General features: G+C 69.0%; 10 protein-coding genes. 7 read left to right on the forward strand and 3 right to left on the reverse strand.

The genetic code is table 11. The features are described 5' to 3' along the window. The first annotated feature begins 16 nt into the window (after positions 1-16). Together M1203_RS20275 and M1203_RS20280 are read left to right on the forward strand one after the other, a co-directional pair. Positions 17-892, forward strand: coding sequence for a PD-(D/E)XK nuclease family protein (locus M1203_RS20275; RefSeq protein WP_249951161.1), 876 nt, complete (start codon positions 17-19; stop codon positions 890-892). A gap of 62 nt (positions 893-954) precedes the next feature. After that, the gene (locus tag M1203_RS20280) at positions 955-1,626 is read left to right on the forward strand and encodes a response regulator transcription factor (RefSeq protein WP_046498782.1); all 672 of its coding nucleotides are present in this window, start codon (positions 955-957) and stop codon (positions 1,624-1,626) included. A 146-nt stretch (positions 1,627-1,772) separates the two neighbouring features. On the opposite strand, the gene M1203_RS20285 is transcribed toward M1203_RS20280, so the two are convergent. From M1203_RS20285 to metH, 3 genes are all read right to left on the reverse strand, one after another. Then, positions 1,773-3,377: an ABC transporter substrate-binding protein gene (locus tag M1203_RS20285; protein WP_249951162.1), complete on the reverse strand. Its 1,605-nt coding sequence runs from the start codon at positions 3,375-3,377 to the stop codon at positions 1,773-1,775. A 507-nt stretch (positions 3,378-3,884) separates the two neighbouring features. After that, positions 3,885-4,586: an HAD family phosphatase gene (locus M1203_RS20290; RefSeq protein ID WP_249951163.1), complete on the reverse strand. Its 702-nt coding sequence runs from the start codon at positions 4,584-4,586 to the stop codon at positions 3,885-3,887. Between the two features lie 184 nt (positions 4,587-4,770). Next, the gene (metH, locus tag M1203_RS20295; protein ID WP_249951164.1) at positions 4,771-8,280 is read right to left on the reverse strand and encodes a methionine synthase; all 3,510 of its coding nucleotides are present in this window, start codon (positions 8,278-8,280) and stop codon (positions 4,771-4,773) included. Between the two features lie 236 nt (positions 8,281-8,516). On the opposite strand from metH, the gene M1203_RS20300 reads away from it, so the two are divergent. From M1203_RS20300 to M1203_RS20320, 5 genes are all read left to right on the forward strand, one after another. Next, positions 8,517-9,281 carry an IclR family transcriptional regulator gene (locus tag M1203_RS20300; RefSeq protein WP_249951165.1) on the forward strand — a complete coding sequence of 255 codons (765 nt, stop codon included), beginning with the start codon at positions 8,517-8,519 and terminating at the stop codon, positions 9,279-9,281. 223 nt (positions 9,282-9,504) lie between these two features. After that, positions 9,505-10,296 carry an MIP/aquaporin family protein gene (locus M1203_RS20305; protein WP_249951166.1) on the forward strand — a complete coding sequence of 264 codons (792 nt, stop codon included), beginning with the start codon at positions 9,505-9,507 and terminating at the stop codon, positions 10,294-10,296. Between the two features lie 37 nt (positions 10,297-10,333). Then, entirely contained in the window at positions 10,334-11,884 is a 1,551-nt protein-coding gene (gene glpK / locus M1203_RS20310) for a glycerol kinase GlpK (RefSeq protein WP_249951167.1), read from the forward strand. 54 nt (positions 11,885-11,938) lie between these two features. Beyond that, positions 11,939-13,549: a glycerol-3-phosphate dehydrogenase/oxidase gene (locus M1203_RS20315; RefSeq protein WP_249951168.1), complete on the forward strand. Its 1,611-nt coding sequence runs from the start codon at positions 11,939-11,941 to the stop codon at positions 13,547-13,549. Between the two features lie 139 nt (positions 13,550-13,688). After that, positions 13,689-14,360 (forward strand): FadR/GntR family transcriptional regulator, encoded by a 672-nt coding sequence (locus M1203_RS20320; RefSeq protein WP_249951169.1) that lies wholly within the window; start codon positions 13,689-13,691, stop codon positions 14,358-14,360. Positions 14,361-14,369 lie beyond the last annotated feature (9 nt).

Genomic DNA, 14,369 nt, shown 5'->3' on the forward strand with positions numbered 1-14,369 from the left:
TCATAGGGTCTGCGTCATGAGTACGAGCCTGCCGCCCACTTCGCCCAGCACGCCGCCCACTTCGCCGCCCGGCCGGGCGCCGATGTCGCTGTCGCCGTCGCGTGCGAGCGACTTCATGCAGTGCCCGCTGCTGTACCGCTTCCGCGTGATCGACAAGCTGCCGGAGAAGCCGAGCGAGGCGGCGACCCGTGGCACGCTCGTCCACGCCGTGCTGGAGCGGCTCTTCGACGCGCCGGCCGTGGAGCGCACGGCGCCCCGGGCGAAGGCGCTGATCCCCGGCCAGTGGGACCGGTTGCTGGAGTCCCGGCCCGAGCTCGCCGAGCTGTTCGCGGAGGATTCGGAGGGCGAGCGGCTGGCGGGCTGGCTGGCGGAGGCGGAGCGGCTGGTCGAGCGGTGGTTCTCGCTGGAGGACCCGACCCGGCTGGAGCCGGCCGAGCGTGAGCTGTTCGTGGAGACGGAGCTGGAGTCGGGGCTGCGGCTGCGCGGGGTGATCGACCGCGTCGATGTGGCGCCCACGGGCGAGGTACGGATCGTCGACTACAAGACGGGCAAGGCCCCTCGTCCGGAGTACGCGGACGGGGCACGGTTCCAGATGTCGTTCTACGCGCTGGTGATCTGGCGGCTGAAGCGGGTGGTGCCGCGCCGGCTCCAGCTGGTGTATCTGGGCAGCGGGGAGGTCGTCACGTACGACCCGGTGGAGGCCGATCTGGAGCGGGTGGAGCGCAAGCTGCTCGCGCTCTGGGAGGCGATCAGGCTGGCCACCGAGACGGGTGACTGGCGCCCGCGTCCCACGAAGCTGTGCGGCTGGTGCGACCACCAGGCGGTCTGTCCGGAATTCGGTGGTACGCCTCCCGTCTATCCGCTGACGGTCGGCGTGCCGGGGTCCGCGTAGCCGTGTGAAGGCGTCCCTGGCCGCCAGGGCAGAATGGGGCCGGTCTAGTGAAGGAGTTCCCTGTGACTGTCCGCGTCCTACTGGTCGATGACCAGCCGCTGCTGCGCACCGGCTTCCGGATGATCCTGGAGGCCGAGCAGGACATCGCGGTCGTCGGCGAGGCCGGGGACGGCCTCCAGGCCATCGACCAGGTCCGCGCGCTGCAGCCCGATGTGGTGCTGATGGACATCCGGATGCCCAGGATGGACGGGGTGGAGGCGACCCGCCAGATCACCGGCCCCGGCCGGGACGGTCCGGCGAAGGTGCTGGTCCTGACGACCTTCGATCTCGACGAGTACGTGGTGGAGGCGCTGCGCGCGGGGGCCAGCGGCTTTCTGCTCAAGGACGCGCCGGCCAATGAGCTGGTCCAGGCGATCCGGGTGGTCGCGGCGGGTGAGGCGATGCTGGCGCCCAGCATCACGCGCCGGCTGCTCGACAAGTACGCGGATCATCTGCCGTCCGGCGAGGAGCCGGTGCCCGACACGCTCCACACGCTGACCGAGCGCGAGGTCGAGGTGCTCAAGCTGGTCGCCAGGGGGCTGTCCAACGCGGAGATCGCCGCGGATCTCTTCGTCAGTGAGACCACGGTCAAGACGCATGTGGGTCATGTGCTGACCAAGCTGGGGCTGCGCGACCGCGTGCAGGCCGCGGTGTACGCGTACGAGAGCGGGCTGGTGCGCCCCGGCGCCCAGTGACGGCGGCGGCCCTCGGCCGATGACCGCCGCCGCCTCTGACCGCGGCCTTCTGAACAGCGGACCGGCCGCGTGGGTCTCGCCCACGCGGCCGGTCTGTTGTTCAGGACGTTCCCGAAGTCTCCCCGGGGCTCCCGCTCCCGGGAGGGTCAGGACGCGCCGGGGCCGCGGCGAAGCTCCCAGAGGAGCAGTTCCGCCGAGGAGTTGACCGCCCACTCCACACCCGCGATGTCGTCGCGCGCGGCGACGTACTGCTTGCCCTGCCAGAGCGGCAGCACCGGTACGTCGTCGGCGACGATGTCCTGGATCTGGCTGAAGGTCTGCGTCGCGGCGCTGCGGTCGGCCTCGCGGCGCGACTGCGGGATCAGCTCACCGCGCAGTCTGCTGTTGTTGTAGGGCGTGTTGAGGAAGTTGTCCTTGTCCAGGAAGGGCGCGATATAGCTGTCCGGGTCCGGGAAGTCGGGGAACCAGCCCATGCCGTAGACGGAGTAGTCACCCTTGATCTGGTTCGGACGGAAGACGCTCCACTCCGTGCCCTTGATGGAGACATCGAAGAGCTTGCTGCTGTTGAGCTGCTCCTTGAGGGTCTCGAACTCCTTCGCCGTCGCCTCGCCGTAGTGGTCGGTGGTGTAGTTCAGCGAGAGCTTCACGGGGGTCTGGATCCCGGCGTCCTCCAGCATGGCGGCGGCCTTGGCCAGATCGCGGTCGCCGTACTTGTTGAAGAACGAGTTGGTGTGCGTGGCGATGCTCGACGGGATGAGCGAGTACAGCGGCTCGGCCGTCGCGCCGTACACCTTGGTGACCAGGTCGCCGCGGTCGATGGTGTACGCCATGGCCTGGCGTACGGCCTTCTCCTTGACGGTCGGGGCGTCGGTGTCGAAGCCGAGGTAGCGGATCTCCAGCCCCGGCATCTCGGTGAGCTGGATGGTGTCCTTGGGCTTCTCGACCATCGCCTGGACCTGCTCGGGCGTCATCGCGCGGGTCATCACGTCGATGTCGCCCGCGTCGAGCGCCTTGCCCATGTCGTCCGCGTCCTTGAAGGGCTGGAGCTCGACCTTGTCGTTCTGGATGTTCAGGTCGCCCTTGTAGTCGGCGTTCTTGGTGAAGGTCGCCTTGGTGACGGTGTCGCCCTTGATCTCCGGCTTGAAGTTGTACGGGCCGGAGCCGGACACGTCGAAGCCCTTGCGCAGCTTCGTCGGCTCGTAGTCCCTCTGGCTGACGATGCCGGCCGGGGGCGTGGAGAGCTTGTACGGGAAGGTCGCGTCGGGCGTCTTGAGATGGAAGACGATCTCGCGGGCGCCGTCGCTCTCCATCGTGTCGATGTTGGTCAGCAGACCGGCCACACCGCTGGGGTCGTTGATCTTCAGGACCCGCTCGATGGAGTACTTCACATCATCGGCCGTGATGGGGTCGCCGCCGGCGAACTTCAGCCCCTCACGCAGGGTGCAGCGGAAGCTCTCGTTCGCGCGGTCCGTGAACCCGCAGTTGGAGGCCGCTTCCGGGACCGGCTTGCCGCCACCGCGCGGGACGTGCATCAGCGTCTGGATGGTCTGGCGAAGGACGTTCCAGGAACCGGTGTCGTAGGCGGCGGCCGGGTCCAGCGGGGCTATGGCCTCTTCCGTCGCGACGTACTGGTCCGTGGTACCCACGACAATGGCCTCGCCGCCGGAGCCACCGTCCGAGCCACCGCAACCGGCGAGCACGGGCGCAAGCAGGCCGATCACGGCCGACAGCGCCAAAGTCTTGCGGTTCATCCTGGACGTACTCCCTCATCCGGCACTGAGATACAGCGGTGCAAATGGGAGACTCCGCCGCGCCCACCCGTTCGGGGCAGATGCGATCGGGCCGGGATACAGGGCGATCGGTCCTGTGTGCGTGGCGACTTGGTGAGTCGTCGGGACACGTCGTTGAAGCGGCGAAGTGCTCGCGACGAGATTAGTCGGAGGCTCCGGGAATGCCGGAACGGGCCCGATCTGAAACGTAATCACACAGTGATCGGAAATAGCGGCGCGTGGATATCCGGGCTGCGGAATGATACGCGCACCTGTCAGTAAACCGGGACACAAGGGCACAGGGAACCCCGCCTCGGACCGGCGCGGATCAGCCCCGCCCTCCCCTGTCGACGCCCGAGCGCGTGACAAAGGTCACTTCCACGGTGTTTGGAACCGGCTCGGATTGTGGTCGCGGAAGGTAACGGAAAATATCCGCGCCAATGCCGAGAGTTTCCGTTCGGCATTCCGTCGCGACGCTCGGTACGCGGTTCAGCGCCCGTGTGTCATCAAACCGCGCAGGAATACCAGATCGACCTCTTCGAGCGAGCCGACGACCGTGCGGCCGGCCGCCGGGGCGATCGGTGCGACGGAGGGCACGGCGACCACCCGGCACCCGGCGGCCTCGGCGGCGGCCACCCCGGTGGCCGTGTCCTCGATGACGGCGCAGCGCGCCGGATCGGCGCCCAGGCCCCGCGCCGCGAGCAGATACGGGTCGGGGTGCGGCTTGGTACGGGGCACCTCGTCGCCCGCCACGGTGAGCGCGAAGTTCTGGGGCCCGAGCGAGGCGAGCACCCGGTCGATGATGCGCCGGTGCGAGGCGGAGACCAGGGCGGTGGGCACCTCATGGGCGGCCAGTTCGGTGAGCAGCCGGTTCGCGCCGGGCATGAGGGGCAGATCGCGCCCGATCCGGTCCTCGAAGCTGTCATTGAGCAGCACGGTCAGCTCGGCGAGGGTGATGGCGGCGCCGGTGGCCTCGATGAGGAAGCTCGCGCTGCGGGTCATGGGCCCGCCGACCACCACTTCGCGCCAGGTCTCGTCGAGGACGTGCCCGAGGGCCTTGAAGACCTCCACCTCGGCTTCCCACCAGAATCCCTCGGTGTCGACCAGGGTGCCGTCCATGTCGAGAAGGACAGCCTGAAGCGCGGAGCCTTCGGCCGTTCGGGTCAGGGACGCGGGGACCGTACTGGTCATCCGGCACACCTCCATGAGGGACGAGAAGGCCGGTCACCTTGCCCGCGGGGTTGCCCCTCCGGGACAGGCGACCGGCCTGCACTGGACCGATAAGTGTACGACTCGTCCGCCGCTCGCGCCGGTCGGGTCCTCCGTGGAGGGGTTCCGAGGGCCCGGCGCGAGCGGACAGGGCGTGGGGAAGGCGTCAGCGCGCGTTGAAGTACTTCGCCTCGGGGTGGTGGATCACGATGGCGTCGGTGGACTGCTCGGGGTGGAGCTGGAACTCCTCCGAGAGCTCGACCCCGATGCGCTCCGGCTCCAGCAGCTCCGCGATCTTCGCGCGGTCCTCCAGATCGGGGCACGCGCCGTAGCCGAGCGAGAAACGGGCTCCCCGGTACTTCAGGGCGAACATGTCCTCGACCTCGGCCGGGTCCTCACCGGCGAAGCCCAGCTCGGAGCGGACCCGGGCGTGCCAGTACTCGGCCAGCGCCTCGGCGAGCTGGACGGAGAGCCCGTGCAGCTCCAGATAGTCGCGGTAGGCGTTGGCCTCGAACAGCTCGGCGGTCGCCGCGCCGATCTTCGAGCCGACGGTGACGACCTGGAGGCCGACCACATCCGTCTCACCGGACTCCTCCGGGCGGAAGAAGTCCGCCAGGCAGAGGCGCCGTCCGCGGCGCTGGCGCGGGAAGGTGAAGCGGGTGCGCTCGGAACCGTCGTCGTTCAGCAGGATCAGATCGTCGCCCTTGGACACGCAGGGGAAGTAGCCGTACACGACGGCGGCTTCCAGCATGTTCTGGGTGTGCATCTGCTCCAGCCAGCCGCGCAGATGGGGCCGGCCCTCGCTCTCCACCAGCTCCTCGTAGCTGGGGCCGCCCTTGCGGGCCTCCTTCAGCCCCCACTGGCCCTTGAAGAGCGCGCCCTCGTCCAGCCAGGACGCGTACTCCTTGAGCTGGATGCCCTTGACGACGCGGGTGCCCCAGAACGGGGGCGTCGGGACCGGATTGTCGACGGCGACGTCCGAGCGGACCGCGCCCTCCTCCGGCCGCTCCTCGACCTCCGTGGCCGGCCTGGCCTTGACCCGGCGCTGCTTCAGCTCGGGCAGGACGGCGCCGGGGACACCGCGCTTGACGGCGATCAGCGCGTCCATCAGCCGCAGGCCCTCGAAGGCGTCGCGCGCGTAGCGGACCTCGCCCTCGTAGATCTCGTGCAGATCCTGCTCGACATAGGCCCGGGTGAGCGCCGCGCCACCGAGGATCACCGGGTAGTCGGCGGCCATCTGACGCTGATTGAGCTCTTCCAGGTTCTCCTTCATGATCACGGTCGACTTCACCAGCAGACCGGACATGCCGATGACATCCGCCCGGTGCTCCTCGGCGGCCTCCAGGATCGCGGCGACGGGCTGCTTGATGCCCAGATTCACCACGTTGTAGCCGTTGTTGGAGAGGATGATGTCGACGAGGTTCTTGCCGATGTCATGGACGTCGCCGCGGACGGTGGCGAGCACGATGGTGCCCTTGCCCTCGTCATCGCTCTTCTCCATGTGCGGTTCCAGATGGGCGACCGCGGTCTTCATGACCTCGGCGGACTGGAGCACGAACGGCAGCTGCATCTGGCCGGAGCCGAACAGCTCACCGACGACCTTCATGCCCTCGAGCAGGGTGTCATTGACGATGTCCAGCGCGGGCCGGGTCTCCAGGGCCTCGTCCAGATCGGCCTCCAGGCCGTTCTTCTCGCCGTCGATGATGCGGCGCTGAAGGCGCTCGTCCAGCGGCAGGGCGAGCAGTTCCTCGGCCCGGCCGTCCTTCATCGACTTGGCGTTGACGCCCTCGAACAGCTCCATGAGCTTCTGGAGCGGGTCGTAGCCCTCGCTTCGCCGGTCGTAGATCAGGTCGTGCGCGGCCTTGACCTGCTCCTCGTCCAGACGCGCGATCGGCAGGATCTTGGAGGCGTGCACGATCGCCGAGTCCAGTCCGGCCTTGACGCACTCGTCGAGGAAGACCGAGTTCAGGACGATACGGGCGGCCGGGTTGAGGCCGAAGGAGATATTGGAGAGGCCCAGCGTGGTCCCCACCTCGGGGTGGCGGCGCTTGAGCTCGCGGATCGCCTCGATCGTGGCGATGCCGTCGCCCCGCGACTCCTCCTGGCCCGTGCAGATGGTGAAGGTCAGACAGTCGACGAGGATGTCCGACTCGTGGATGCCCCAGTTCGTGGTGAGGTCGGTGATCAGCCGTTCGGCGATGGCGACCTTGTGCTCGACGGTACGGGCCTGGCCCTCCTCGTCGATGGTCAGCGCGATGAGCGCCGCGCCGTGCTCCTTCGCCAGCTCGGTGACCTTCGTGAAGCGGGACTCGGGGCCGTCGCCGTCCTCGTAGTTGACAGAGTTGATCACGGCCCGGCCGCCCAGCTTCTCCAGGCCGGCCCGCAGCACGGGCAGCTCGGTGGAGTCCAGCACGATCGGCAGCGTGGAGGCGGTGGCGAACCGGCCCGCCAGCTCGGCCATGTCGGCGACGCCGTCCCGGCCGACATAGTCGACACAGAGGTCCAGCAGATGGGCGCCCTCGCGGATCTGGTCGCGGGCCATCTCCACACAGTCGTCCCAGCGGCCCTCCAGCATGGCCTCGCGGAACTTCTTCGAGCCGTTCGCGTTCGTCCGCTCGCCGATCGCCAGATACGAGGCGTCCTGGCGGAACGGCACCGTCTGGTAGAGGGAGGCCGCGCCCGGCTCGGGGTGGGGCTCGCGCTCGGTGAGCTCCTTCCCGCGCACCCGCTCGACCACCTGGCGCAGATGCTCGGGCGTCGTACCGCAGCAGCCGCCCACCAGCGACAGGCCGTACTCACGGACGAAGGTCTCCTGGGCGTCGGCCAGTTCCGGGGCCGACAGCGGGTAGTGCGCCCCGTTCTTGCCCAGGACCGGCAGGCCGGCGTTGGGCATGCAGGAGAGCGGGATCCGGGAGTGCCGGGCGAGATAGCGCAGGTGCTCGCTCATCTCGGCCGGGCCGGTGGCGCAGTTCAGCCCGATCATGTCGATGCCGAGGGGCTCCAGCGCGGTCAGGGCCGCGCCGATCTCCGAGCCGAGGAGCATCGTGCCGGTCGTCTCGACCGTGACCGAGCAGATGATCGGCAGATTCGTTCCCGTGGCGGCCAGCGCGCGGCGGGCGCCGAGGACGGCGGCCTTGGTCTGGAGCAGGTCCTGCGTGGTCTCCACCAGCAGCGCGTCGGCGCCGCCCGCGATCATGCCCTCGGCGTTCTGCTGGTAGGCGTCGCGCAGGGTGAGATACGGGGCGTGGCCCAGCGTCGGCAGCTTCGTACCCGGTCCCATCGAGCCCAGCACCCAGCGCTGCTGCCCGGTGGAGACGGTGAACTCGTCCGCGACCTCCCGGGCGATCCTGGCGCCGGACTCGGCGAGCTCGAAGACCCGCTCGGGGATGTCGTACTCCGCGAGGGCCGCGTAGTTCGTACCGAAGGTGTTCGTCTCCACGCAGTCGACGCCGACCGCGAAGTACTCCTCGTGGACCGAGCGGACGATGTCCGGCCGCGTCACGTTCAGGATCTCGTTGCAGCCTTCCAGGTTCTGGAAGTCCTCCATCGTCGGATCCTGTGCCTGGAGCATCGTGCCCATCGCGCCGTCGGCGACCACCACGCGGGTGGCGAGCGCCTCACGGAGGGCTTCGATACGGGTGCGGCTGTCGGTGGACGGGCTCGGCGACGAGGCCATGAAAGTACTCCCGGGGCTGCGACGGCTGTCGGCTTTGCGCCCGCTGGAGCAGGGCGCACCCGGCCAGCGTAGCCGGGCGGGCCCCGTTACGGTGCGGCATCCCAGCGGGCGGACGGCATCCTGTCCACGGAAAGATCCGGGGCGCGCGGTCTTGACAGATCCTCTCGATGGAGAGAGAAGGTCGGCATCGACCGATAGTGTTCAGCATTGTCGAACGTAGTGGAGGTCCGGGTCCGATGGCGAAGAACATCCAGTCGCTGGAGCGGGCGGCGGCGATGCTGCGGCTGCTCGCGGGTGGCGAGCGCCGGCTCGGCCTGTCCGAGATCGCCTCCTCGGTAGGGCTGGCCAAGGGCACCGCGCACGGCATCCTGCGCACGCTCCAGGCGGAGGGCTTCGTCGAACAGGACGCCGCCTCGGGCCGCTATCAGCTGGGGGCCGAGCTGCTGCGTCTGGGCAACAGCTATCTGGACGTGCACGAGCTGCGCTCCCGCGCCCTGGTGTGGACGGACGATCTGGCCAGGTCCAGCGGGGAGAGCGTCCATCTGGGGGTGGTGCACCAGCAGGGCGTCCTGATCGTCCACCATGTCTTCCGCCCGGACGACAGCAGGCAGGTGCTGGAGGTGGGCGCCATGCAGCCGCTGCACTCCACCGCGCTGGGGAAGGTGCTCTCGGCGTACGACCCGGTGGCGCACAGCGAGGCGGTGGAGGGCGAGCGTACGGACTTCACCGCGCGGACCGTCACCGATCTGGCGGAGTTCGAATCGGTGCTCGAACTGACCAGGGCGCGCGGCTGGGCCGCCGATGTCGAGGAGACCTGGGAGGGCGTGGCCGCGGTGGCCGCCCCCATCCACGACCGGCGACGGATGCCGGTGGGCGCCATCGCCATCACCGGCGCGGTCGAGCGGCTCTGCCCGGCCGGCGAGCTGCGCTCCGAACTGGTCGCGGCGGTCCGCGAATGCGCCCGCGCGGTGTCCAGGGACATCGGCGCCGGGCGGTTTTGAACCGAATGCCGGATCATCGGTACTGATCGAGGTTTCGGCCACTGAACCCTTGACGACGCTGCATCACAGGATAAAACTGCCGTTCAACGGTCGGCATTGTCGAACACTTACCGGCAATACGAGTTAGTGTGTGGCAACGCCAAGGGCCGTCAGCCCTCACCCGAGGGCGCGGACCACTGGTGTGAGCCGGCGGTTTGTCTTTCCCTGGACGAAGGAGTCTCGGGTGTCCAACTTCGACATCTTCATAGGTGAGGTCACGGGCACCGCCCTGCTGATCCTCCTCGGTGGCGGCGTGGTCGCCGGCGTCGTTCTCAAGCGGTCCAAGGCACAGAACGCGGGCTGGCTCGCCATCAGCTTCGGCTGGGGCTTCGCCGTCATGGTCGGCGCGTATCTGTCGGCTCCCCTCTCCGGCGCTCTGCTCAACCCCGCGGTCACTCTCGGTCTCGCGATCGAGGGCGGCGTCAAGTGGGGCGATGTCCCGCTCTACGTCGGCTCCCAGATGCTGGGCGCGATGATCGGCGCCTTCCTGGTCTGGGTGGCCTACATGGGCCAGTTCAAGGCTCATCTGACCGACCCGGACATCCTCGCGGCGCAGCCCGCGGTCGAAGGGCTCGTGGACCAGAAGACGGCTCCCGGCGCGGGACCGGTGCTCGGTGTGTTCTCCACCGGACCCGAGGTCCGGAACGTACTGCAGAACGTACTGACGGAGATCATCGCCACATTCGTCCTGGTCATCGCGATCCTCACGCAGGGCCTGAACAACTCGGGCAACGGCCTCGGCACGCTCGGTGTCCTGATCACCTCGTTCGTCGTGGTGGCCATCGGTCTCTCGCTGGGCGGCCCCACCGGGTACGCCATCAACCCGGCCCGGGACCTCGGCCCCCGTATCGTGCACGCGCTCCTGCCGCTGCCCAACAAGGGCGGCTCCGACTGGACGTACGCCTGGATCCCGGTGGTCGCGCCCCTGATCGGCGCGGCGCTGGCGGGCGGTTACTACAACTGGGCCCTCGCGTAAGCCCCCTTCACCCCCGCATCGAACAGGAGCAGACACCGTGAGCGACACCATCAGCACCGGAACCTCCTCCCACGGGACGGGGCCGTTCATCGCGGCCATCGACCAGGGCACCACCTCCAGCCGCTGCATCGTCTTCGACCGGGACGGCCGCATCGTCGCGGTCGACCAGAAGGAGCACGAGCAGATCTTTCCCAAGCCGGGCTGGGTGGAACACAACGCCACGGAGATCTGGACGAACGTCCAGGAAGTCGTGGCGCGGGCCATCGAGAAGGCGGGCATCACCTCCGCCGACGTGAAGGCCATCGGCATCACCAACCAGCGCGAGACCACACTGCTCTGGGACAGGAACACCGGCGAGCCCGTTCACAACGCCATCGTCTGGCAGGACACCCGCACCGACGCGCTCTGCCGGGAGCTGGGCCGCAATGTCGGCCAGGACCGCTTCCGCCGCGAGACGGGCCTGCCGCTGGCGAGCTACTTCGCGGGGCCCAAGGCCCGCTGGCTGCTCGACAATGTCGAGGGGCTGCGCGAGCGCGCCGAGCGCGGCGACATCCTCTTCGGCACCATGGATTCCTGGGTCATCTGGAATCTGACCGGCGGCACCGACGGCGGGGTGCATGTCACGGACGTCACCAACGCCTCCCGCACGATGCTGATGAATCTGCACACCATGGCGTGGGACCCGAAGATCCTGGACTCGATGGGGGTGCCGGCCGCGATCCTGCCGGAGATCCGCTCCTCCGCCGAGGTGTACGGAAACGCCAAGGGCGGCGCTCTGGACGGCATCCCGGTCGCCTCCGCGCTCGGCGACCAGCAGGCGGCGCTGTTCGGCCAGACCTGTTTCGCCGAGGGCGAGGCCAAGTCGACGTACGGCACCGGCACCTTCATGCTGATGAACACCGCGCACAAGCCGGTCAACTCGTACAACGGCCTGCTGACGACCGTCGGCTACCGCATCGGGGACGAGCAGGCGGTGTACGCGCTGGAGGGCTCCATCGCCGTGACCGGCTCGCTGGTGCAGTGGATGCGTGACCAGATGGGCCTGATCAACTCCGCGGCCGAGATCGAGACCCTGGCGTCGTCGGTCGAGGACAACGGTGGCGCGTACTTCGTCCCCGCCTTCTCCGGTCTCTTCGCCCCGCACTGGCGCCCCGACGCCCGCGGTGTGATCGCCGGTCTGACCGGCTATGTGACCAAGGCGCACATCGCCCGCGCGGTGCTTGAGGCCACGGCCTGGCAGACCCGCGAGATCAGCGACGCCATGACCAAGGACTCCGGCGTCGAGCTGACCTCGCTCAAGGTCGACGGCGGGATGACCTCCAACAATCTGCTGATGCAGACGCTCTCCGACGTCCTCGACGCCCCCGTGGTGCGCCCGATGGTCGCCGAGACGACCTGCCTCGGCGCCGCCTACGCCGCGGGGCTGGCCGTGGGCTTCTGGCCGGACACCGACGCGCTGCGCGCCAACTGGCGCCGGGCCGCCGAGTGGACGCCCCGGATGGACGCGGCCACCCGCGACCGTGAGTACAAGAACTGGCTCAAGGCAGTCGAGCGCACCATGGGCTGGCTCGACGACGACAGCAGCTGACCGACCGTCAGCTCACGCACCGGTGAGCCGGTGAGATCCGAAGAGGAGTGAAGAATGAGCACCCTGCAGCGCGTTCCCGCCCTGGGGACGCACCCGGCCGGCGGTTCCCTGCCGACCCGCGCCGAGACCCGGGATCAACTGTCCAACGCGACGTACGACCTCCTGGTGATCGGCGGCGGCATTCTGGGCATCTCCACCGCCTGGCATGCCTCCCAGTCGGGACTGCGGGTGGCCCTGGTGGACGGCGGCGACTTCGCCGGCGCCACGTCGTCCGCCTCCTCGAAGCTGCTCCACGGCGGGCTGCGCTATCTGCAGACCGGCGCGGTGAAGCTGGTGGCGGAGAACCACTTCGAGCGCCGTGCGGTGTCCCGGCAGGTGGCACCGCATCTGGCCAATCCGCTCACCTTCTATCTGCCGGTCTACAAGGGCGGACCGCACGGCGCGGCGAAGCTCGGCGCGGGCGTCTTCGCCTACTCCGCGCTCTCGGCGTTCGGTGACGGTGTCGGCCATGTGATCAGCCCGGCCAAGGCGCGGCAGGCCGTGCCCGAACTGCGTACGGACAATCTGAAGGCCGTGGCCGTCTACGGCGACGACCAGATGAACGACGCGCGGATGGCGCTGATGACCGTCCGCGCCGCCGTCGACTCGGGCGCCACCGTCCTCAACCACGCCGAGGTCACCGGCTTGCGCTTCACCCAGGGGCGGGTGACAGGGGCCGATCTCAGGGACCGGATGGACGGTACGGAGTTCGGCGTCGACGCCCGGCTCGTGCTCAACGCCACCGGCCCATGGGTCGACCATCTGCGGAAGATGGAGAACCCGGACGCAGCGCCCTCCATCCGGCTCTCCAAGGGCGCGCATCTGGTGCTCAGGCGCACCGCCCCGTGGAAGGCCGCGCTCGCGACCCCGATAGACAAGTACCGCATCACCTTCGCCCTCCCCTGGGAGGACATGCTGCTGCTCGGTACGACGGACGAGGAGTACGAGGGCGATCCCGGGGATGTCGCGGTCACCGAGAAGGACATCCACCAGATCCTCGACGAGGCGGCGTTCTCGGTCCGCGACCAGCAGCTGACCCGTGATCTGATCACCTACTCCTTCGCGGGGCTGCGGGTGCTGCCCGGTGGTCCGGGCGACACCTCCAAGGCCAGGCGCGAGACGGTGGTGACCGAGGGCCGCGGCGGCATGCTGTCGGTCGCCGGCGGCAAGTGGACGACGTTCCGCCATATCGGGCGTACGGTGCTCGCCAAGCTGGAATCCCTGCCGGGCCACCCCCTGGGCCAGGGCATGGAGCCCGTCTCCCGGCTGCCGAAGAAGCTGCCGCTGCCGGGGATCGCCAGCCCGAACGCGGTCGCCCACCGGCTGCTGATCGACGGCGGCGGCAGTGGCCCGTCGATGGCGGTGGACACCGCCCGCCATCTCGCCACCCACTACGGCTCGCTGGCCTTCGACATCGTGCGGCTGGCGAACGAGTACCCGGCGCTGGGCGAGCGGATCCACCCGGACGCGCCGGAGATCTGGGCACAGGTCGTCTACGCCCGGGACCACGAGTGGGCCGAGACGGTGGACGACGTACTGCGCCGCCGTACGACGCTGACGATCCGCGGCCTGGACACGGAGGACATCCGCTCCCGGGCCGAGGCGCTGCTCGCCGGGCGGCGCTGAGCGGCGCCGAGCGAATAGCCGGGCGAATTCCCGAGCGAATATTCGTACGAATTGAGGGGCACTCCCTGCCGGGGTGCCCCTCCTCGGCGTTCGGGGACGCATAATGGGGGCCGATACATCGGATGTATGGAGGTCGCCCATGGCTGTCACCGACGAGGCCATCGAGAAGATCAAGGGAATGATCGTCTCCGGCGCGCTGCGCCCGGGCGACCGGCTGCCCAAGGAGAGCGAACTCGCCGCCGAGCTCGGGCTGTCCCGCAACTCGCTGCGCGAGGCGGTGCGCGCCCTGTCGCTGATCCGCATCCTCGACGTACGGCAGGGCGACGGCACGTATGTGACCAGCCTCGATCCCCAGCTGCTGCTGGAGGCGCTCAGTTTTGTGGTGGACTTCCACCGGGACGACACGGTGCTGGAGTTCCTGGCCGTACGGCGCATCCTGGAGCCGGCCGCCACCGCGATGGCGAGCACCCGGATAACCGAGGCCGAACTCGACTCGCTGAGCGCCCAGTTGGACGCTCTGGGCGAGCGGCCCTCGGTGGAGCAGCTGGTCGCCGCCGATCTGGAGTTCCACCGGGGGATCGTGCAGTCGTCGGGCAACTCGGTGCTCTGCTCGCTCCTGGACGGGCTCTCCGGGCCCACCACCCGGGCCAGGATCTGGCGCGGGCTGACCCAGGAGGACGCGGTCAGCCGTACGCTCCACGAGCACCGGGCGATCCTGGCGGCGCTCAGGGACCGGGACGCCGAAGCGGCCCGGTCCTGGGCGACGGTCCATATCGCGAGTGTGGAGATGTGGCTGAGATCCACGCTCTGAGGTTCCGCA

Origin of the sequence: Streptomyces sp. 35G-GA-8 (assembly GCF_023534745.1) — a bacterium.
Classification (GTDB): Bacteria; Actinomycetota; Actinomycetes; order Streptomycetales; family Streptomycetaceae; genus Streptomyces.

Coding starts and splice junctions, on each gene's coding strand:
- M1203_RS20275 (WP_249951161.1), top strand. CDS start 17: ATGAGTACGAGCCTGCCGCCCACTTCGCCCAGCACGCCGCCCACTTCG.
- M1203_RS20285 (WP_249951162.1), bottom strand. CDS start 3,377: ATGAACCGCAAGACTTTGGCGCTGTCGGCCGTGATCGGCCTGCTTGCG.
- M1203_RS20290 (WP_249951163.1), bottom strand. CDS start 4,586: ATGACCAGTACGGTCCCCGCGTCCCTGACCCGAACGGCCGAAGGCTCC.
- metH (WP_249951164.1), bottom strand. CDS start 8,280: ATGGCCTCGTCGCCGAGCCCGTCCACCGACAGCCGCACCCGTATCGAA.
- M1203_RS20300 (WP_249951165.1), top strand. CDS start 8,517: ATGGCGAAGAACATCCAGTCGCTGGAGCGGGCGGCGGCGATGCTGCGG.
- M1203_RS20315 (WP_249951168.1), top strand. CDS start 11,939: ATGAGCACCCTGCAGCGCGTTCCCGCCCTGGGGACGCACCCGGCCGGC.
- M1203_RS20320 (WP_249951169.1), top strand. CDS start 13,689: ATGGCTGTCACCGACGAGGCCATCGAGAAGATCAAGGGAATGATCGTC.